The sequence below is a fragment of the Pseudoxanthobacter sp. M-2 genome, assembly GCF_046156265.1.
In the GTDB taxonomy this organism is placed as follows: domain Bacteria; phylum Pseudomonadota; class Alphaproteobacteria; order Rhizobiales; family Segnochrobactraceae; genus CAMDHY01.
Map to the genome: position 1 here is coordinate 224347 of NZ_JAWDIR010000044.1, position 19562 is coordinate 243908.

Below are 19562 nucleotides of genomic sequence, written 5' to 3' on the forward strand. Positions count from 1 at the left end.
GGTCGCCGCCGTACCGGTTGACCGGTGTCTGCAGCCGCGTCGCCGTCGCGAAGGCCCGCCGCTCAGGCCTGATTGCGCTTGCGGGCCTTGCGGGCGGCCTTGTTGCGGGTCCGCTGCGCCTCCTTGGCGGCGTCGGCCTTGCTGATGGGCGCGGGGGCCCCGGTGCGGCCGCTGGCGGTCTTCGCGGCCGCCTTGCCGGCGGCCTTGGCTTCAGCCTTGCCGGCGATCTTGGTCTCTGCCTTGGCGGCGCCTTTGCCGCCGGCACTCTTCGCGGCCGGCTTGGCGGCTCCCTTCGGCGCGTCCTTCTTCCCGAAAAAACCCAGCACCTTCGACAAGACCGACATCGTTCTCTCCCACGTCCCGCCGGCCTTCTGACGGCAGCCCATCGCTCTCATAGCATGCTGTTCGGCGGCGCGTTCGTGCGTCCGTCGATCGCACGCGGGGGAGAAGCGCGCCTTTTCCGGGGATGCCGCCGCGCTGGCGCTTGCCCGCCGCGCCGTCGCCGGTTATCCCGGAACCTATGGTGAACAAGCCGAATCCGCCCGACGCCGTCATCGAGCCCGTCGACCTCAAGTCGGCGCTCGAGGAGCGCTATCTCGCCTACGCGCTGTCGACGATCATGCACCGGGCGCTTCCGGACGTGCGCGACGGCATGAAGCCGGTGCACCGGCGCATCCTCTACGCCATGCGCCAGCTGCGCCTCGACCCAGACGCGGCCTTCAAGAAGTGCGCCCGCGTCGTCGGCGACGTCATCGGCAAGTATCATCCGCACGGCGACCAGTCGGTCTACGACGCCCTCGTCCGCCTCGCCCAGGACTTCGCGGTGCGCTATCCGCTTGTCGACGGCCAGGGCAACTTCGGCACGCTCGACGGCGATGGCGCGGCGGCGATGCGCTACACCGAGGCGCGGCTGACCGACGTCGGCGCCCGGCTGCTCGAAGGCATCGACGACGACGCGGTGGACTTTCGCGCCACCTATGACGGCTCCGAGGACGAGCCGATCGTGCTGCCCGGCGCCTTCCCGAACCTGCTCGCCAACGGCTCGAGCGGCATCGCGGTGGGCATGGCGACGTCAATCCCGCCGCACAACGTCGCCGAGCTCGCCGCCGCCGCCCTCCACCTGATCCGCACGCCGCAGGCCGAGCCCGCCTCGCTGATGGCGTTCGTGCAGGGGCCGGACTTTCCGACCGGCGGCATCGTCGTCGACCCGCCGAACGAGATCGCGCTCGCTTACCAGACCGGCCGCGGCGGCTTCCGCGTACGGGCGCGCTGGCACACCGAGGACCTCGGCCGCGGCACCTACCTCGTGGTGGTCACCGAGATCCCCTACCAGGTGCAGAAGGGCAAGCTCGTCGAGCGCATCGCCGAGCTGATCGAGGCGAAGAAGGTGCCGCTGCTCGCCGACGTGCGCGACGAGTCGGCCGACGACGTGCGCCTGATCCTCGAGCCTCGCGCCCGCACCGTCGACCCGGCGGTGATGATGGAGCAGCTGTTCCGCGCCACCGATCTGGAAGTGCGCATCCCGCTCAACATGAACGTGCTGGTCGGCGGCCAGGTGCCGATGGTGATCGGCCTGAAGGCGGCGCTGCAGGCCTGGCTCGACCATCGCAAGGACGTGCTGGTCCGCCGCTCGCGCCACCGCCTCGCCAAGGTAGACGCGCGGCTCGAGATCCTCGACGGCTTCCTGATCGTCTATCTCGACCTCGACCGCGTCATCCAGATCGTCCGCGAGGAGGACGACCCGAAGGCCGAGCTGATCGCCGCCTTCACGCTGACCGAGACGCAAGCCGAAGCCATCCTCAACATGCGCCTGCGCAGCCTGCGCAGGCTCGAGGAAATGGAGATCCGCAAGGAGCACACGGCGCTTTCGACCGAGAAGGCGGGGCTCGAGGCGCTGCTCGGCTCCGAAACGCTCTTGTGGAAGCGCGTCGCCGAGGAGGTGAAGGGCATCGCCAAGGCCTACGGGCCGGAGACGCCGCTCGGCAAGCGCCGCACCACCTTTGCCGAGGCCCCGGTGGCCGCCGCCGCCGAGGCGCTGGAGGCGGCGGTGGAGCGCGAGCCGATCACCGTCGTTGTCTCCAAGCTCGGCTGGATCCGCGCCCTGAAGGGCCACGGCGCCGACACCTCCGCGCTCGCCTTCAAGCAGGGCGACGAGCTGAAGGCGGTGTTCCCTGCCAGCACCGCCGACCGTCTCCTGGTGCTCGCCACCGGCGGCAAGGTCTACACGCTCACCTGCGACAAGCTTCCCGGCGGGCGCGGCCACGGCGAGCCGATCAAGCTGATGGTCGATTTCGAGGCGGGCAGCGACGTCGCCGGCGTTGCCGTCTACCGGCCGGGCGCGAAGGCGCTCGCCGCCTCCAGCGACGGCCGCGGCTTCGTGGTGGAGGAGGACGACCTCGTCGCCTCCAAGCGCACCGGCAAGCTCCTGATCACGGTCGCCGGCACCGAGACGGCACAGGCGCTGGTGCCGGCCGACGGCGACATGGTCGCGATCATCGGCGAGAACCGCAAGCTGCTGGTCTTCCCGCTGTCGCAGGTGCCGGTGATGGCCCGCGGCCGCGGCGTCCGCCTGCAGCGCTACAAGGACGGCGGCCTGTCGGACGTGAAGGTGTTCAAGGCCGAGGCGGGTCTCACCTGGACCGACGGCTCCGGCCGCCAGTTCACCCGCACGATGGCCGAACTCGCCGACTGGACCAGCGACCGCGCCACGGCGGGCCGGCTGCCGCCGCCGGGCTTCCCGCGGACGAACAGGTTCGGGGGGTAGGGGCGGCGTCAGCCGTGCAGGGCGACGGCGTAGATCTCCGCGAGGCGGGTGGCCGAAATGCCGTCCTGCTCCGCGGCGATCGGATGGTGCGTGTCGCCGGCGAGGACGATCGGCCGCTGGCCGCCGTTCTGCATCCACACGGTGACGGGGACCCCCAGTGTGCTTGCGGAATATCCTGGCAGGTTGCTGTTCAACCCACCGGAAAGGGGACCGAGGCTTTCGCGGTCGTCGGTCTCGTGACCATCGAGCCAGGTCATGAAAGCCTCTCGATCACACTCCACCCAGACGATCCAGGCGAAGGGTTCGTCCTCGTCGGCAACCGGAATGACGTAAAGGCCGCGGACGAAGAAACGTTTTTCGTCGATGATGCATTCTTCGTCGCTCAGCTCGGCGCGGCTGGCTCGCTCATGCTCGGAAAGGCGGTACCAGGCGTCAGGCGCCGGAGCCCCGAGGGCCGGCATTCCGTTGTGCACCTCGTCGCAACTCGCGCAACGGAAAGAGAACGCCATCGCCATGGCCCCTGACAGTCCAGACCAATCGTAGGCGATGAACGCACCGGTTGTCGACGAGCCGGAACTGCACTCCCTGCCGGCCGGCACTGGCCGGCCCGACTGCCGTCGAGCTCGCGCGGCACTTTTGTACGGCCGAAGGAGCCGCCGAGCGGTGTTCCACATCCCCCAATGACCGTTGCGGCAGTCAGGAATGCTCATTATGACTGTTTAAACGGTCATTGTTGGATCCGCTCCATGGCGCCCCGCCTGCGCACCTACTCTCGCGCCACACTGGAGGCCCTGAGGCTGCTCGGGGCGCAGATCCGGCTCGCCCGCAAGCAGCGTGGCCTCACCGAGGCCGATCTCGCGGCTCGGATCGGCATCGCCCGCAGCACCCTCCAGGCAATCGAGAAGGGCGAGCCCGGCGTCGAGATCGGCCTCGCCTTCGAGGCGGCGACGCTCGTCGGAGTGCCGCTGTTCGATCCCGAGGGCGGGCCGCTCGCGCCTCACATCGCGCGGATCGAGGACACCCTCACCCTTATGCCCCGCTCCGTCCGGCCGCGCCGGGAGGTGAAGGATGACTTCTGAGCCAGCGGAGCGGCCGACGGAGGCGTTCGTCTGGGTGTGGCTGCCGGGCGCGACCGACCCGGTGGTGGCCGGGCGTCTTGCCGCGGAGAGAGGCGCGTTCGTCTTCAACTACGGCCGCTCCTATCTGGAGCGGCCGGAGGCGATCGCGCTATATCTGCCAGACTTGCCGCTTCGGCCCGGCGCCATTGCGCCACCGCCGCCACTCGGCATCGCCGGCTGTCTGCGCGACGGCGCGCCGGATGCGTGGGGGCGGCGGGTGATCGTCAACCGCCTGACCGGGCTCGCGGGCGAGGCGGCCGGCCGCGTCGACTTCGACGAGTTGACATTCCTGCTCCACTCCGGCTCCGACCGCGCCGGCGCGCTCGATTTCCAGGCCTCGCCCCACGCCTACCGGCCGCGCGACGCGGAAGGTGCGCCCCTCGAGGCGCTGCTGGACGCCGCCGGCCGGGTGGAGCGCGGCGAGCCTGTGCCGCCGGACCTCGACCGGGCGCTGTTCCACGGCAGCTCGATCGGCGGCGCCCGGCCGAAGGCGCTCATCACCGACGGATCGCGCAAGCTGATCGCCAAGTTCTCGGCGAGCAACGACTTCTATCCCGTCGTAAAGGCGGAGTATCTCGCCATGCGGCTCGCTGCCCGCGCCGGCCTCGACGTGGCGCCGGTCGAACTCGTCGAGGCCGCCGGCAAGGATGTTCTTCTCGTTGAGCGGTTCGACCGCGCCTTGACCTCCCCCGGCTGGACGCGGCGCGCGATGGTGTCGGCGCTGACGATGCTCGGGCTCGACGAGATGCAGGCGCGCTACGCGAGATACGGCGATCTCGCCGACCTGGTCCGCGCCCGCTTCACGGCGCCGCGCGAGACGCTGCGGGAGCTGTTTGGCCGCCTCGTCTTCAATGTGCTGACCGGCAACACCGACGACCATGCCCGCAACCACGCCGCCTTCTGGGACGGCGCGGTACTGAGCCTGACGCCGGCCTACGACCTCTGCCCGCAGGCGCGCAGGGGGCGGGAGGCGAACCAGGCGATGCTGGTCGACGGCAATGACCGGCGCAGCCGGCTGGAGACCTGTCGCAGGGCCGCGCCACGCTTCCTGCTGAAGGACGCCGAGGCTCGCGCGATCATCGACGCACAGGTCGAGGCGATCCGCCGGGACTGGGACGCGGCCTGCGAAGAGGCGCGCCTCAGCCGCGTCGACCGCGCCTTCTTCTGGCGCCGGCAGTTCCTCAACGACTATGCTTTCGAGGACTACGCCGGCGGCGCGGTCGCCGGCGCCTGATGTCGTCTGTAGGTCACCCCAAGAGAGGCCGATGCACCTTCCAGCCAATGATGAACCCCTGATCCTCAATGGCTTCTTGGTCGACCCGCGCTTGGCGGCGCTGATGCGGCGGCCGGACTGGGCGGGCGAGCACCAGAGCGAAGTGTGGCTCAGAAGATTTCCCGTCCATCCGCTTTCCGATCGGTCTCAAGTTCCATTTGTACATTTTTTTGACGTGAGCACGATATTTTATCAAAATGAGATTATGCGTGATCCAGGCTCAAAAATTCTTTGGGGGCAGCCATGCGATGAATATCCCCCAGGAGATATCGATCTCACAGCAGGGTACGTCATCGGTTGGGTCTATCCAACGGAATTTTATATCTCAGTAGATCTTCGCTCAAGTGTCGGTCCAAGGATACTGTCGGAAATGATCGGGCCGAAAGAAGCAATATACACGGCGGCGTTCTCAGACTTGGAAGAATTTGTCGACTTTTATATCGCGCAGCACGGCATCTGAATCGCTGTGGCTGCCACAGGTTTTCCGTCGGTCGAGCGGATCAGTTTTCGAACCCGGTTCCCAGGGCACCGGTCATTCATTGTCGCCTTGCGCCACACGCGCAGCGCGGCTGCCCCCTACACCTCGGCCTCGCTCGGCTCCAGCGTCTCCCCCGGCAGCATCAGCCGCACCGGCCGGATCTCGTAGACCGCCGTCGGGTTCGCCCGGTGGAGGTCGCGGGCGGCGGCGATGGCGGTGGACTGGTCGGGGCAGTCGTAGAGGTAGAGGCCGAGGAGCTGTTCCTTCGTCTCGGCGAACGGGCCGTCGAGGACGACGCCCTCGCCGGGGCCGCGCAGCGTTACCGCGTTCTTCGTCGCGCCGAGGCGGGCGGCGGGGCCGAGGGTGCCCTTCTCGCGGACGCGGGCGTGCGCCTCCCGCAGGCCGTCCATGACAGCCGCGTCCTCCTCCGGCGTCCACGACGTGACGATGTGTTCCTCGTGATAGGCCAGGATCGCGTAGAGCATCGGGACCTCGCGGGTTGGGGGCGACCATCAAGGACGCCTGAGACCAGCCGATCCCGACACGGGACGCAACCCCGCGTGGCTTGTCTTCCTCGTCGGGGTGCTCCGGGGAGGCGCCGCCTCCCGTTCACCGCACCGTCACGGCGTGGCAATAGTGCTGTGACGGAGCGCGGGGGCGGGCGATGCGACTGAGCGGGGCGGAGGTGATCGACGGCGGGGCGGCGGCGCGGCTGACCTGGGAGGTCGGCGGCACCGCGCGCTTCCACGCGCTCTGGCTGCGCGACAATGCGCTGGACGCCGGGACGCGAAGCCCGCGCAACGGCCAGCGGCTCGTCACCATCCTCGACATTCCGGAAGCGACGACGATCGCCGACGTGGCGGTGACGACCGAGGGCGGTCTCGCGGTGCGCTTTGCGCCGGACGGAACGGCGGCGAACGGCGACGCTGCCGACGGCAGGACGGTCGAGTTCCCCGCCGCCTGGCTCCATGCCCGTCGCTACGACCGCCCGGTCGACCGCCGGCCGGGGCGGGTCGACGAGGGTGTCGAGACCTTCGATGCCGCGCGCTCCGGCGCCGTCACGCGCGCCGACTTCGCCGAGATCTCGGCCGACCGCGGCGCACTGGCGGTATGGCTTGCCGGCGTGCGCCGGCACGGCGTCGCGATCCTCTCGGGCGTGCCGCGCGAGCCGGGCAGCGTCTGCGGCGTCGTCGAGCTGTTCGGCTATGTGCGCGAGACGAATTACGGCCGCCTGTTCGACGTGCGGGCCGAGGTGAACCCGACCAACCTCGCCTATACGAACCTCGGCCTGCAGGCCCACACCGACAATCCCTACCGCGACCCGGTGCCGACGCTGCAGTTGCTGATGTGCCTCGAGAACACCGTGGAGGGCGGCCTGTCGACGGTGGTCGACGGCTTCCGCATCGCCGAGCGGCTCCGCGACGAGAGCCCGGCGCTGTTCGAGGCGCTGACGACCTTCCCGGCGCGCTTCGAGTACGCCGGCGAGGCCGGGGTGCGGCTCTCGTCGCGCCGGCCGGTGATCGAGCTTGCGCCCGACGGGCGGCTCACGGCGATCCGCTTCAACAACCGCTCGGCCGCCGCCGTCACCGACGTGCCGTTCGACGAGATGCCGCGCTGGTACGCGGCGCTGCGCCGCTTCGCCGAGATCCTGGAAGACCCGGCGATGGCGGTGTCGTTCCGGCTTGCGCCAGGCGAGCTCTTCATCGTCGACAACACCCGCGTGCTGCACGCCCGCACGGCCTTTTCCGGCAGCGGCGAACGCTGGTTGCAGGGCTGCTACGCCGACAAGGACGGGCTGTTGTCGACGCTCGCCGCCATCGAGGAGGACGCCGCGTGACCACCGACAGCACCGCGCCGACGCGCGAGACCATCGTCGCCGTGCTCGCCGACATCTTCGCCCGCCGCGGCGCCGAGGAATATCTCGGCGAGCCGGTGACGGTGGCCGAGCACATGCTGCAGGGCGCCCATTTCGCCACGCTGGAGGGGGCGGACGAGGAGCTCGTCGCCGCGGCGCTGCTGCACGACATCGGTCACTTCACCAGCGAGTTCGGCACCTACACGCCCGACGACACCCACGATCGCCACCATGACGAGGCGGGGGCGGCGGTGCTGGCGGGCTTCTTCCCGCCGCGGGTCGTCGCATGCGTGAAGCTGCACGTGGCGGCGAAGCGCTATCTCTGCGCCACCGACCCCTCCTATTTCGGCAAGCTCTCGGCCGCCTCCGTCCACACGCTGTCGCTGCAGGGCGGGCCGATGAGCGCCGACGAGGTGGCGGCCTTCCGCACCGATCCCTTCCACGCCGACGCCGTGCGCGTGCGGCTGTGGGACGAGGCGGGCAAGGAGCCGGACCTGGCCACCGCGCCCTTCGACCACTACCGGCCGCTGCTGCAGCGCGTCGTCGACCGGCATCTCGCCGCCTGACGACGACGGCGACGCCTCAGCCGCCGTCCAGCGCGCGGGTGGCGGCGACGGCGGCCGACGCCCGGTTCTCGACGCCGAGCTTCATGTAGATCTGCTCGAGGTGCTTGTTCACCGTGCGGGGGCTCAAGGAGAGGATCTCGCCGATGTCCCGGTTCGCCTTGCCGCGGGCGATCCAGAGCAGCACCTCCGCCTCCCGCGCGGTGAGCTGGAAGCGCTGACGCAGCGCCGCCGTCTGATCCGCGCTGTCGTCGCCGACGAGGCGGAAGAGGAGCTCGTCCTCGCCGGTGGTGCCGAGGAAGGACAGCGTCAGCGCCGCGCCGTCGCGGCCGGCGAGCGACACCGACGGGGCCGCACTGCCGCCGCGGTCGGCGGACGCCTTGTCGCCGGCCAGCGCGGCGATCCACAGCCGCACGGCGATCGGGAGCGCGACGACGCCGCCCTCGCCGGTGAGCGCCGTGCCGAGCAGGCGGATCGCCTGCGGCGTGCACCAGCGCACCGTGCCGTCGCGGCCGGTCGCGACGAGGTAGCGCCCGGCGCTGTCGAGCGCCGCGCGGGCGCTGGCGGCGGCACGGGCGTTGGCGATGTGGACGCGGATGCGGGCGAACAGCTCGTCGAGCACGATCGGCTTCGTCACGTAGTCGACCCCGCCAGCGGCGAGCGCGCGGACGATGTGCTCGGTCTCGGTGAGGCCGGTCATGAAGATGACGGGGACGTGGGCGACGGCGCCGGCGGCCTTCAGGCGCCGGCAGGTCTCGAAGCCATCGAGGCCGGGCATGACGGCGTCGAGCAGGATGACGTCGGGGGTGATGCGGCCGGTCAGGTCGAGCGCCGCCTCGCCGTCGGTGGCGACGAGCACGGTGGCGCCCGACTGCTCGAGCGCGTCGGTGAGCATCCCGAGCGTCTCGGGGGAATCGTCGACGACCAGCACGATGTCCCGAGACGTCAGCAGCTCACTCATCGGCGTCGATCGACTCCAGGGTGGCGGTGAGGCGGCGGAAGTCGAAGCGGCCGAGATGGCCGCGCACGGCTTCGACGAAGGGCTTGTTGTCGGGATCGGCGTCGAGCTCGGCGAGCTTTTTCTCGATGCCGCGGACGTAGCCGATCCGGCCGAGGCGAAGCAACTCGGCGACGTGCTCGTCGCCGGGACTGCGCAGGGCGGAGGCGGAGGCGCCGGGCTGCGGCGGGGCGGCGACAGGCGGCTCGTCGATCCACTCCAGCGTCAGCAGCGTCTGCAGGCGGTCGAGGAGCTGCGCGAGGTCGAAGGGCTTGCCGAGGGTCTCGTCGTGGAAGGCGCGCTCGCCGCCGGGCGGGTGGAGCTCGCCGATGTTGGCCGACAGCATGACGATCCCAGCCTCGCGGTGGCCGGCGCTGCGCAGCGCCGCGGCAAGCGTCCAGCCGTCCATGCCGGGCATGGCGATGTCGAGCAGGAACAGGTCGGGCTTCAACTCGGCGGCGAGCATCAGGGCGCTCGGCCCGTCGGGGGCGGCGAGGACGGTGAAGCCGATCGGCTCCAGCAGTTCGCGCATCAGGGCGCGGTGGTCGGCGTCGTCGTCGACGACGAGGATGGTCCGCCGCGGCCCGGCGTAGCCGCGGACGCTGCGGGTCGGGCGGACGGCGACGGGGTGGGCGACGGCCGACAGCATCAGGCGGACGGTGAAGGTGCTGCCGGTGCCGGGGGTGCTCGCCACCGTCACCTCGCCCCCCATCAGTTCGGAGAGCAGCTTGGTGATCGTCAGCCCGAGGCCGAGGCCGGGGACGGCGCGGGCGGCGAGGTCGGCGCCGCGCTCGAACGGCTCGAAGATGCGCTTCAGGTCCTCCGCCGGGATGCCGGGGCCGGTGTCCTCGACGGCGATGGTGGCGACCTGGTTGCGGTAGCCGATGCGCAGCGAGACTGTGCCGGCCTCGGTGAACTTGATGGCGTTGGAGAGGAGGTTGATGAGGATCTGCCGGAGCCGCTTCTCGTCCGTGGTGACGACTTCGGGAAGGGCGTCGCGGCGCTCGAAGACGAAGGCGAGGCCCTTCGCCTCGGCCTGCGGGCGGACCATCTCGACGAGCTGGTCGAGGAAGTCGGCGATGCGCACCTCGTTGCGGTAGAGCTGCAGCCGGCCGGCCTCGATCTTGGAGATATCCAGCAGGCCGTCGATCAGGCCGGAGAGGTGCTCGGCGGAGCGGCGGATGACGCGCACGCCGTTCTGCCGCTCCGGCGGCACGGCGCCGTCGCGCTCGAGGATCTGGGCGTAGCCGAGCACGGCGTTGAGGGGCGTGCGCAACTCGTGGCTCAGGCCGACGACGTAGCGGCTCTTGGCGAGATTGGCGGCCTCGGCGGTCTCCTTGGCGCGCTGCAGGGCGGCGTCGGTCTTGCGGTGGGCGTCGATCTCCTTCAGCAGCAGCGTCGTCTGGCGGGCGGATTCCTCCTGGGCGACGTGGCGGCTCTCCTGCGCCAGCACGAAGAACCACGCCACGATGCCGGCGAGGATGAAGAGGATGAAGAAGGCCGCCCACAGCGCCTGCTCGATGACGCCGGCACTCGCCGCGGCGAAGCTCGTCGTCTGGAAGTGGATGAGCAGGAGCACGATGCCGATGACGGCGGTGAGCAGTGCCAAGAGCCCGGCATACTGGGCGATGCGGATCGAGAAGCGGGCGGCGAGCGGGGCGGGCAGCAGCGCCCGCACGACGGTGAGGAGCTGGTTCTCGAGGCGCGCCTTCGGCTTGCAGAGGTCGTGGCAGCGGGCGTCGAGCGAGCAGCAGAGCGAGCAGATCGGCGCCGCATAGGCCGGGCAGTAGGCCATGTCTTCGGGCTCGAAGGGGTGCTCGCAGATGCGGCACTGGAGCGTCGACATCTTGAGCCAGGCGGCGCGCGGCTTGCGGGCGAGGTAGTAGCGGCCGCCGGTCGCCCAGGCGATCGCCGGCGCCGCGACGAAAGCCGTGCCGAGCGACAGGAACGGCGCTAAGGCCTGGGCGATCTCTCCGAGCACGCCGGTGTAGGCGACGATCGCCACCGTCGCGGCGATGCCCATGGCGCCGACGCCGACGGGGTTGATGTCGTAGAGGTGGGCGCGCTTGAACTCGATGCCGGGCGGCGACAGCCCGAGCGGCTTGTTGATGGCGAGGTCGGCGACGATGGCGCCGAGCCAGGCGACGGCGACGATGGCGAACAGGCCGAGTGTCTGTTCCAGCGCCTGGTAGATGCCGAGCTCCATCAGGAGCAGCGCGATGGCGACGTTGAAGATCAGCCAGACGACGCGGCCGGGGTGGCTGTGGGTGAGGCGGGAGAAGAAGTTCGACCACGCGAGCGAGCCCGCATAGGCGTTCATCACGTTGATCTTCAGCTGCGCGACGACGACGAAGGCGGCGGTGAGGAGCAGCACCGCGTTCGGCCACGGCAGCACGTAGCCGAAGGCGAGCTGGTACATGTAGGCGGGCTCGGCGGCGTGCTCCGGCGAGACGCCGTGGGTGAGCGCCAGGTAGGCGAGCAGCGAGCCGAACAGCAGCTTCGGCGCGCCGAGGATGATCCAGCCGGGGCCGCCCCACAAAAGCGCCCAGCGCCAGCTGCGGCGGGCCTTGGCGTCGCCGGGGGCACCGCTGCCGGGCGACTTCGCGTCGCCGGATGCGCCCGGCGGCAGGAAGCGCAGGATGTCGACCTGCTCGCCGATCTGCGGCATCAGCGCGAGAATGACGGAGGCGGCGGCGCCGAACTTCAGGATGTCGAGGCCGTCGACCTCGCCGGCGGCTTGCGCAGCCAAGCCCGGGAAGGCGAGCCACGCCTCCACCGACGGCCAGTCCTGCATCAGGATGAAGCCGACCGGCAGCAGGTTGAGGACGATCCAAAGCGGCTGCGTGACGATCTGGAAGCGGCTGATCCAGGTGACGCCGTGGGTGACGAGCGGGATCACCGCCACCGCGCTGACGATGTAGCCGAGCCACAGCGGCATGCCGAAGCACAGCTGCAGCGCCGACGACATGATCGCCGCCTCGATGGCGAACAGGATGAAGGTGAAGGTCGCGTAGATCAGCGAGGTGATCGTCGAGCCGATGTAGCCGAAGCCGGCGCCGCGGGTGAGGAGGTCGATGTCGACGCCGTAGCGGGCGGCATAGTGGCTGATCGGCAGGCCGGTGAAGAACAGGATGATGCCGACGACGAGGGTCGCGAGCATCGTGTTGGCGACGCCGTAGGAGAGCGTGATGGCGCCGCCGATCGCCTCCAGCGCCAGGAACGAGATCGCCCCGATGGCGGTCTGCGCGACGCGGCCCGACGCCCAGCGCCGCGAGCTCTTCGCCGTGAAGCGAAGGGCGTAGTCCTCCAGCGTCTGGTTGGCGACCCAGCGATTGTAGTCCCGCCGGACCGGTAGGATGCGCTGCCGTCCCGCCATGAGCCCGTCGTCGTTCCCCGCTTCGGGGACGCGCGCCCCCACCGCGCGACCAGCAAGAATGGTGCCGCGGGCGCCCCCGGGCGCTGGCGGCTGGTGGTGCCGCCGCACGCCGGTACGTCAATCGACGTATATGCCCATTTGGCGGTCATGGTCACAGTCGAGGCAGGCGGCAACGGGGCTCGGTGCCGCTTCCAGAACCCAGATCAGAGTGAGGACTGCCATGTCTCTAGGCCATCGCGAGGCGGCACGGACGCTTGCCGATACGGCAACGCGCGCCGTTGCCGCGCTTCCCGCTTCGATGCTCCGCGCCGGCCGTGCCCTCGGGCTCGCCGCCGCCGTCTCAGCCGCCGCGTTCACGGCGGCTTCCGCGCAGGAAGAGACCATCAAGGTCGGCGTCCTGCACTCGCTCTCCGGCACGATGGCCATCTCCGAGACGACCCTCAAGGACGTCATGCTGATGCTCATCGAGGAGCAGAACAAGAAGGGCGGCCTGCTCGGCAAGCAGCTCGAGGCGGTCGTCGTCGATCCGGCCTCCGACTGGCCGCGTTTCGCCGAACTCGCCCGCAAGCTGCTGACCGAGGACAAGGTCGCCGCCACCTTCGGCTGCTGGACCTCGGTGTCGCGCAAGTCGGTGCTGCCGGTGTTCGAGGAACTGAACGGCATCCTCTTCTATCCGGTGCAGTACGAGGGCGAAGAGTCCTCGAAGAACATCTTCTATACCGGTGCCGCCCCGAACCAGCAGGCGATCCCGGCCGTCGACTACCTCGCCGCCGAGGGCGTCGAGCGCTGGGTGCTCGCCGGCACCGACTACGTCTATCCGCGCACGACCAACAAGATTCTCGAGGCCTACCTGAAGGCCCAGGGTGTCGCCGACGAAGACATCATGATCAACTACACGCCGTTCGGTCACTCCGACTGGCAGAACATCGTCGCCGACATCAAGAAGTTTGGCTCCGCCGGCAAGAAAACGGCGGTGGTATCGACCATCAACGGCGACGCCAACGTGCCGTTCTACAAGGAGCTCGGCAACCAGGGCATCAAGGCGACCGACATCCCGGTGGTGGCGTTCTCGGTCGGTGAGGAAGAGCTCGCCGGCCTCGACACCCAGCCGCTGGTCGGCCACCTCGCCGCCTGGAACTACTTCATGAGCGTCGACACGCCGGAGAACGAGGAGTTCATCAAGACCTGGCAGGCGTTCATCAAGAACGACAAGCGCGTCACCAACGACCCGATGGAAGCCCACGTCATCGGCTTCAACATGTGGGTCGCGGCGGTCGAGAAGGCCGGCACCACGGAGCCCGACGCGGTGATCGACGCGATGATCGGCGTCGCTGTGCCGAACCTCTCCGGCGGCCTCTCGGCGATGATGCCGAACCACCACATCACCAAGCCGGTGCTGATCGGCGAGATCCAGGGCGACGGCCAGTTCGACGTCGTCTGGGAGACCTCGGGCCTCGTCGTCGGCGACGAGTGGTCGGACTACCTGCCCGACTCCAAGGACCTGATCTCCGACTGGCGGGCGCCGATGAAGTGCGGAAACTTCAACGTCGCGACCGGCAAGTGCGGCGGCGCCACCCAGTGATGTGAGGCATCCCCACGCGCCCATGGGGTGGGCGGCGCGGGGATTGCTTCGGGGGACGTCGACCACATCCGGCGGCGGGCGGATCTTCTTCCGCCCGCCGCCATCCCCGGCCCGCCTCGCGGCGCCGGATGGTTCTTGAAGGCCGGGAGCGCTCTCCGCATGTCCATGTTCCGTACGGCGCTGACGACCCTCCTCGTGATGCTGGCGCTGGTCGCCGCTCCGGTGATGGCGCAGACATCGACCGAGACGCTCCGCCCGCTCGTCGACGCGCTCGGCCAGGGCGGCTTCGACGGTGCCGAGAAGGCGATCGCCGCGCTCGCCGCCACCGGCGATCCCGCCGTGCTGCCCATTTTCGAGGCACTGGGTGCCGGCAGCCTCAATGTCCGCAAGGCCGACAAGCGCGTCGTGCTGGTGCGCGAGGAGGGCGGCGCCGACGTCGCCGTCGACCCGCTGACCGGCGAGGTGCTCGGCCCGGTCGGCCGCCGCGACACCGATCGGCTGCGCGTCAACAACCGCCTGCGCAGCGCCATCGCCGCCGCCGTCGCCGGCCTCAGCCTGCGCGCCACCGACCCTCAGGTGCGCATCACGTCTGCCGAATCGATGTTCAAGGCGGCCGACCCGGCGATGATGCCGGCGCTCGCCGCCGCCGCGGCCGACGAGGACAATGCCGCCGTCCGGGCCCGCCTCGAGCAGGCGCTTGCGGCTTCGGTGCTGCGCTCCGACGCGTCCGACGACGAGAAGATCGCCGCCGTCGGCATCGTCGCCGCGCGCGGCGACCGCGACGCCCTCTCGCTTCTGAACAGCATCGCCAGCGGCACGCCGGGGCCGGTGCAGCAGGCCGCTACCGAGGCGGCCGCAGGCATCGAGTCGAGCCTCGCCGTCTGGGGGGCGGCGCAGAACGTCTGGTACGGCGTCTCGCTCGGCTCGGTGCTGCTGCTCGCCGCGATCGGCCTCGCCATCACCTTCGGCGTGATGGGCGTCATCAACATGGCGCACGGCGAGATGGTGATGATTGGCGCCTACACGACCTTCGTCGTGCAGGAGATCATCCGCACCTCGTTTCCCGGGCTGTTCGACTGGTCGCTGGCGATCGCGCTGCCGCTCGCCTTCTGCGTCTCGGGCCTCGTCGGCATCGCGATCGAGCGCTCGGTGATCCGCTGGCTCTACGGCCGGCCGCTCGAGACGCTGCTCGCCACCTGGGGCATCTCGCTGATCCTGCAGCAGGCGGTGCGCACCGCCTTCGGGCCTTCGAACCGCGAGGTCGGCAACCCGTCGTGGATGTCGGGGTCCTTCGAGATCGGCCAGCTGTCGATCACCTACGGGCGGCTGTGGATCGTCGTCTTCTCGCTCTGCGTCTTCGCCGCCCTGATGCTGCTGATGCGCTACACGCCGTTCGGGCTGCAGATGCGCGCCGTCACCCAGAACCGCCGGATGGCTTCGGTGATGGGCATCCGGACGCCCTGGGTCGACGCCATGACCTTCGGCCTCGGCTCGGGGATCGCCGGCATCGCCGGGGTGGCGCTGTCGCAGATCGACAACGTCAGCCCCAATCTCGGCCAGAGCTACATCATCGACAGCTTCATGGTGGTGGTGTTCGGCGGGGTCGGAAACCTCTGGGGGACGCTCGTCGGCGCACTGACGCTCGGCGTCGTCAACAAGTTCCTCGAGCCCTATGCCGGAGCGGTGCTGGGCAAGATCCTGGTGCTGGTCTTCATCATCCTGTTCATCCAGAAGCGTCCCCGCGGGCTGTTCGCCCTCAAGGGCCGGGCGGTGGAAGCATGATCGCCCGCAAGCTCCTCGGCGACGGCGGCGTCCTCCTGCTGGTCGCGCTCCTGGTGGTGGCGGCGGTGCTGGTGCCGCTCGCCAACCTGTCGCTGCCGCCCGACAGCCCGCTGCACGTCTCGAACACCTCGGTGCAGCTGTTCGGCAAGTACCTCGCCTTCGCCATGCTGGCGCTGTCGGTCGACCTCGTCTGGGGCTATTGCGGCATCCTCTCGCTCGGCCATGGCGCCTTCTTCGCCCTCGGCGGCTACGCCATGGGCATGTACCTGATGCGGCAGATCGGCGACCGCGGCGTCTATGCCAACCCGGATCTGCCGGACTTCATGGTGTTCCTCAACTGGCAGGAGCTGCCCTGGTACTGGTACGGCTTCGACATGTTCTGGTTCGCCATGCTGATGGCGATGGTGGTGCCGGGGCTGCTCGCCTTCATCTTCGGCTGGTTCGCCTTCCGCTCGCGCGTCACCGGCGTGTATCTTTCCATCATCACCCAGGCGATGACGTTCGCGCTGCTGCTCGCCTTCTTCCGCAACGACATGGGCTTCGGCGGCAACAACGGCCTGACCGACTTCAAGGACATCCTCGGCTACAACATCCAGGCCGCGACGACGCGCGCGGCGCTGTTTTCGGCGACGGCGCTGACGCTCGCCGGTGCGCTCATCGTCTGCCGCTTCATCACCCGCTCGAAGCTCGGCAAGGTGCTCGTCGCCATCCGCGACGCCGAGAGCCGGACGCGCTTCATCGGCTACCGGGTGGAGCACTACAAGCTGTTCGTCTGGACGCTGTCGGCGGTGATGGCCGGCATCGCCGGGGCGCTGTACGTGCCGCAGGTCGGCATCATCAATCCGAGCGAATTCGCACCGGCGAACTCGATCGAAGCGGTGATCTGGGTGGCGGTCGGCGGCCGCGGCACGCTCGTCGGCGCGGTCATCGGCGCCTTCCTGGTCAACTGGGGCAAGACGACGTTCACGAGCGTGCTGCCGGACTTCTGGCTGTTCGCGCTCGGCGCCTTGTTCGTCGCCGTGACGCTGTTCCTGCCGAAGGGCATCGTCGGGCTGATCGCCAAGCTGACCGCCAAGCGCGCGAAAAAGCCGGCGCCGCCGGTCGACACCGAGGCCGGCGTCGGCACCGCCGCTGACGCCCGCGCCGCGGCGGAGTGAGATCCATGACCGACACCGCCGTCATCGCCGAGGATTCGCTCCTCTATCTCGACCACGTCTCCGTCTCCTTCGACGGCTTCCGGGCGCTGAACAACCTGTCGCTCGTCCTGCAGCCCGGCGAGATGCGGGCGATCATCGGCCCGAACGGCGCCGGCAAGACGACGATGATGGACGTCATCACCGGCAAGACGCGCCCCGACGACGGCGACGTCGTCTTCGACGGGCGCGTCGATCTCCGCAAGCTCGACGAGGCCTCGATCGCCAGCCTCGGCATCGGCCGCAAGTTTCAGAAGCCGACGGTGTTCGAGAGCCAGACGGTCGAGGACAACCTGCTGCTCGCGCTCAAGAGCCCGCGCTCGCCGTGGGCGAGCCTGCGCCATCGCCTGTCCGGCATCGAGCGCGACCGGCTGGAGGAGCTTCTCTCGCTCATCCGCCTGACGCACAGGCGCGCCGCGCTCGCGGCCGACCTCAGCCACGGCCAGAAGCAGTGGCTCGAAATCGGCATGCTGCTCGCCCAGGAGCCGAAGCTGCTCCTCGTCGACGAGCCGGTGGCCGGCATGACCGACGCCGAGACGGCGGAAACCGCCTCGCTGCTGGTCGAGATCAACAAGACCCGCTCGGTGGTGGTCGTCGAGCACGACATGACCTTCGTGCGCGACCTCGGCGTCAAGGTGACGGTGCTGCACGAGGGCTCGGTGCTGGCCGAGGGCTCGCTCGACCACGTCTCGAACGACCAGCGCGTCATCGAAGTCTATCTGGGGAGGTGAGGGCGTGCTTCAGGTCCAGTCCGTCAACCTCCACTACGGCGCCGCGCAGGCGCTGAAGTCGGTGTCGCTGAAGGCCGAGGTGGGGAAGGTCACCTGCATCCTCGGCCGCAACGGCGTCGGCAAGACGTCGCTGCTCCGCGCCATCGCCGGCGTGCAGCCGATCTCGGCCGGCACGATTGACTGGGAGGGCACGCCGCTTGGGCGCATCCCGCCCTATGACCGGGCGCGGCGGGGCATCGCCATGGTGCCGCAAGGCCGCGAGATCTTCCCGCTGCTGTCGGTGAAGGAGAACCTCGAGACAGGCTACGCGCCGCTTTCCCGCCGCGACCGCACCGTGCCGGACACCATCTTCGAGCTCTTCCCGGTGCTGAAGTCGATGCTCGGCCGGCGCGGCGGCGACCTCTCGGGCGGCCAGCAGCAGCAACTCGCCATCGGCCGGGCGCTGGTGACGCGGCCGCGGCTCCTGCTGCTCGACGAGCCGACCGAGGGCATTCAGCCCTCGATCATCAAGGACATCGGCCGCGCCATCGAGTGGCTGCGCGACCAGGGCACGATGGCGATCGTGCTGGTCGAGCAGTACTTCGACTTCGCCCGCGACCTCGCCGACGACTTCGTCGTTCTCGACCGCGGCGAGGTTGTTGTGGCCGGCGACCGCGCCGTCATGGCGCGCGACGAGGCGGAGGTCAGGCGCCACCTGACGGTGTGAGCGGATTGCCGGCGAAGACGGTCAGGCCGTCGCCAGGGCTGGCGCCGCGGCCGGCACGGGCGCCGCTGCCGGAGCGCTCGGCTGCGCGATGAGGCCCAGAAGTCGCAACCGATGCAGGTCGATCCTCGCCGGGTTGCTCATCCGGGCGATCTCCACCTGGATTCCCCGGATCAACTCTTCCTTCACCTCGGGATTGTCCGCGAGATAGGCCGGCACCTTCTTGTCGTAGCCGAAGTTGATGTATTCGAAGCCGAACTCATCCTTCTTGCGGATGAATTCTGGAATCTCGTGGACGTTCTCCACCACGATGGTCATGTGGCCGACGATGACGACCTTCGTCTTCAGTTCCTTCTTCGCCTCGGTCATCCGCCCGACATTGCGGATGACCTTGTCGAAGCGCGATCCGGCATTGACGATCTCGTGGATCTCCTTGGTCGCGGCGTTCAGCGAGAACGAGATCGTGCTGAAGTTCGCGGCGATCTTCCGGGCCATCTCCTCGCTCAGCGCCGTCCCATTGGTCAGAAGCGCCATCTTCGCGCCATGGCCGGCCCAGTGATCGATGAACTGTTTCGCCGACTTCAGGATCAGCGGCTCCCCGCCAAGCAGGGTGACGGTCGGCCTGGATTTCGGGATCTCGATGTTGTTCAGAATGACCTCGTCGGTGAGCTCGACGCGACTGTCGTGATTCTGCGAGCACATGATGCAGCGGATGTTGCATTTCTCGCCGAAGCTCAGCATCAGCCGCTTCAGGTCCTGGTCGTAGTCGTGCTCCAGCGTGGGCTCAACGGGCGACACCTGCGGCAGATTACAGGTCTTGACGCACTTGAGCGTGCCGTCGATTTCCTGCTGCCGGAACGCCTTGACGCGCTCGTCATTGTAGATGGTCTTCAGGCTCGTCTTGTAGATGTTGCCGATGTTGCCCGGCTGCAGGTGGCAGCAGGGAAACACGTCGCCGTTCTCCTTGATGTACAGGCTGTCGTGCACCCAGGTGCAACGCTTTCGCTCGGTCATCAGGCGCTCCGGGTGAGGGAGAATCTCCCGGTTTCTGTCGGAGTTTGCGCGGCAGGCATCCTCGGGGACCGAGCCTAAGCGGCCTCGGCGTGGAGTTCAATCTCCAACGGCGACGGCTCCGATCGCCGCTCGT

The 19562-nt window shown here is 69.1% G+C and carries 17 protein-coding genes; 11 read left to right on the forward strand and 6 right to left on the reverse strand.

All coding sequences use genetic code 11. From position 1 onward, the window contains the following. Positions 1-62 precede the first annotated feature (62 nt). Positions 63-344: a hypothetical protein gene (locus RUR49_RS20825; protein WP_409148352.1), complete on the reverse strand. Its 282-nt coding sequence runs from the start codon at positions 342-344 to the stop codon at positions 63-65. A gap of 176 nt (positions 345-520) precedes the next feature. Between RUR49_RS20825 and parC the strand changes: the two genes are divergently transcribed. Continuing rightward, complete coding sequence (gene parC, locus RUR49_RS20830) at positions 521-2764, forward strand: DNA topoisomerase IV subunit A (RefSeq protein ID WP_409148353.1); 2244 nt, start codon at positions 521-523, stop codon at positions 2762-2764. Between the two features lie 8 nt (positions 2765-2772). Here the strand turns inward: parC and RUR49_RS20835 are convergent, their stop codons facing one another. Further along, positions 2773-3279 carry a DUF2199 domain-containing protein gene (locus RUR49_RS20835; RefSeq protein ID WP_409148354.1) on the reverse strand — a complete coding sequence of 169 codons (507 nt, stop codon included), beginning with the start codon at positions 3277-3279 and terminating at the stop codon, positions 2773-2775. A 231-nt stretch (positions 3280-3510) separates the two neighbouring features. Here RUR49_RS20835 and RUR49_RS20840 point away from each other — a divergent pair, with 231 nt between their 5' ends. Genes RUR49_RS20840 through RUR49_RS20850 form a run of 3 tightly spaced genes read left to right on the forward strand, consistent with a single transcriptional unit; the run spans position 3511 to position 5615 of the window. Then, on the forward strand, positions 3511-3843 hold the full coding sequence (locus tag RUR49_RS20840; RefSeq protein ID WP_409148355.1) for a helix-turn-helix transcriptional regulator: 333 nt from the start codon (positions 3511-3513) through the stop codon (positions 3841-3843). After that, the gene (locus RUR49_RS20845) at positions 3833-5116 is read left to right on the forward strand and encodes a type II toxin-antitoxin system HipA family toxin (RefSeq protein ID WP_409148356.1); all 1284 of its coding nucleotides are present in this window, start codon (positions 3833-3835) and stop codon (positions 5114-5116) included. Before RUR49_RS20840 ends, RUR49_RS20845 begins: the two co-directional genes overlap by 11 nt. 31 nt (positions 5117-5147) lie before the next feature. Then, positions 5148-5615: a hypothetical protein gene (locus RUR49_RS20850; RefSeq protein ID WP_409148357.1), complete on the forward strand. Its 468-nt coding sequence runs from the start codon at positions 5148-5150 to the stop codon at positions 5613-5615. Positions 5616-5731: 116 nt separating this feature from the next. Here the strand turns inward: RUR49_RS20850 and RUR49_RS20855 are convergent, their stop codons facing one another. Beyond that, a complete protein-coding gene (locus tag RUR49_RS20855) occupies positions 5732-6118 on the reverse strand; it encodes a YciI family protein (protein ID WP_409148358.1) in 387 nt (128 codons plus the stop codon). Between the two features lie 179 nt (positions 6119-6297). On the opposite strand from RUR49_RS20855, the gene RUR49_RS20860 reads away from it, so the two are divergent. Together RUR49_RS20860 and RUR49_RS20865 are read left to right on the forward strand one after the other, a co-directional pair. Continuing rightward, positions 6298-7470 (forward strand): TauD/TfdA family dioxygenase, encoded by a 1173-nt coding sequence (locus tag RUR49_RS20860; RefSeq protein WP_409148359.1) that lies wholly within the window; start codon positions 6298-6300, stop codon positions 7468-7470. Next, positions 7467-8054: an HD domain-containing protein gene (locus RUR49_RS20865; RefSeq protein ID WP_409148360.1), complete on the forward strand. Its 588-nt coding sequence runs from the start codon at positions 7467-7469 to the stop codon at positions 8052-8054. The genes RUR49_RS20860 and RUR49_RS20865 overlap by 4 nt, the downstream gene beginning before the upstream one ends. 16 nt (positions 8055-8070) lie before the next feature. Here the strand turns inward: RUR49_RS20865 and RUR49_RS20870 are convergent, their stop codons facing one another. Both RUR49_RS20870 and RUR49_RS20875 read right to left on the reverse strand, forming a co-directional pair. Beyond that, entirely contained in the window at positions 8071-9012 is a 942-nt protein-coding gene (locus RUR49_RS20870; protein WP_409148361.1) for a response regulator, read from the reverse strand. Then, positions 9005-12424, reverse strand: a complete 3420-nt coding sequence (locus tag RUR49_RS20875; protein ID WP_409148362.1) for an ATP-binding protein — start codon at positions 12422-12424, stop codon at positions 9005-9007. Before RUR49_RS20875 ends, RUR49_RS20870 begins: the two co-directional genes overlap by 8 nt. 298 nt (positions 12425-12722) lie before the next feature. Here RUR49_RS20875 and urtA point away from each other — a divergent pair, with 298 nt between their 5' ends. From urtA to urtE, 5 genes are all read left to right on the forward strand, one after another. Continuing rightward, the gene (urtA, locus tag RUR49_RS20880) at positions 12723-14006 is read left to right on the forward strand and encodes an urea ABC transporter substrate-binding protein (RefSeq protein ID WP_409148458.1); all 1284 of its coding nucleotides are present in this window, start codon (positions 12723-12725) and stop codon (positions 14004-14006) included. A gap of 159 nt (positions 14007-14165) precedes the next feature. After that, positions 14166-15788 carry an urea ABC transporter permease subunit UrtB gene (gene urtB, locus RUR49_RS20885; protein WP_409148363.1) on the forward strand — a complete coding sequence of 541 codons (1623 nt, stop codon included), beginning with the start codon at positions 14166-14168 and terminating at the stop codon, positions 15786-15788. Further along, positions 15785-16945 (forward strand): urea ABC transporter permease subunit UrtC, encoded by a 1161-nt coding sequence (gene urtC, locus RUR49_RS20890; RefSeq protein WP_409148364.1) that lies wholly within the window; start codon positions 15785-15787, stop codon positions 16943-16945. The genes urtB and urtC overlap by 4 nt, the downstream gene beginning before the upstream one ends. Before the next feature lie 5 nt (positions 16946-16950). Next, positions 16951-17712, forward strand: coding sequence for an urea ABC transporter ATP-binding protein UrtD (gene urtD / locus RUR49_RS20895; RefSeq protein WP_409148365.1), 762 nt, complete (start codon positions 16951-16953; stop codon positions 17710-17712). A gap of 4 nt (positions 17713-17716) precedes the next feature. After that, complete coding sequence (gene urtE, locus RUR49_RS20900) at positions 17717-18418, forward strand: urea ABC transporter ATP-binding subunit UrtE (RefSeq protein WP_409148366.1); 702 nt, start codon at positions 17717-17719, stop codon at positions 18416-18418. A gap of 21 nt (positions 18419-18439) precedes the next feature. On the opposite strand, the gene RUR49_RS20905 is transcribed toward urtE, so the two are convergent. Beyond that, entirely contained in the window at positions 18440-19429 is a 990-nt protein-coding gene (locus RUR49_RS20905; RefSeq protein ID WP_409148367.1) for a radical SAM protein, read from the reverse strand. Positions 19430-19562: the final 133 nt, after the last annotated feature.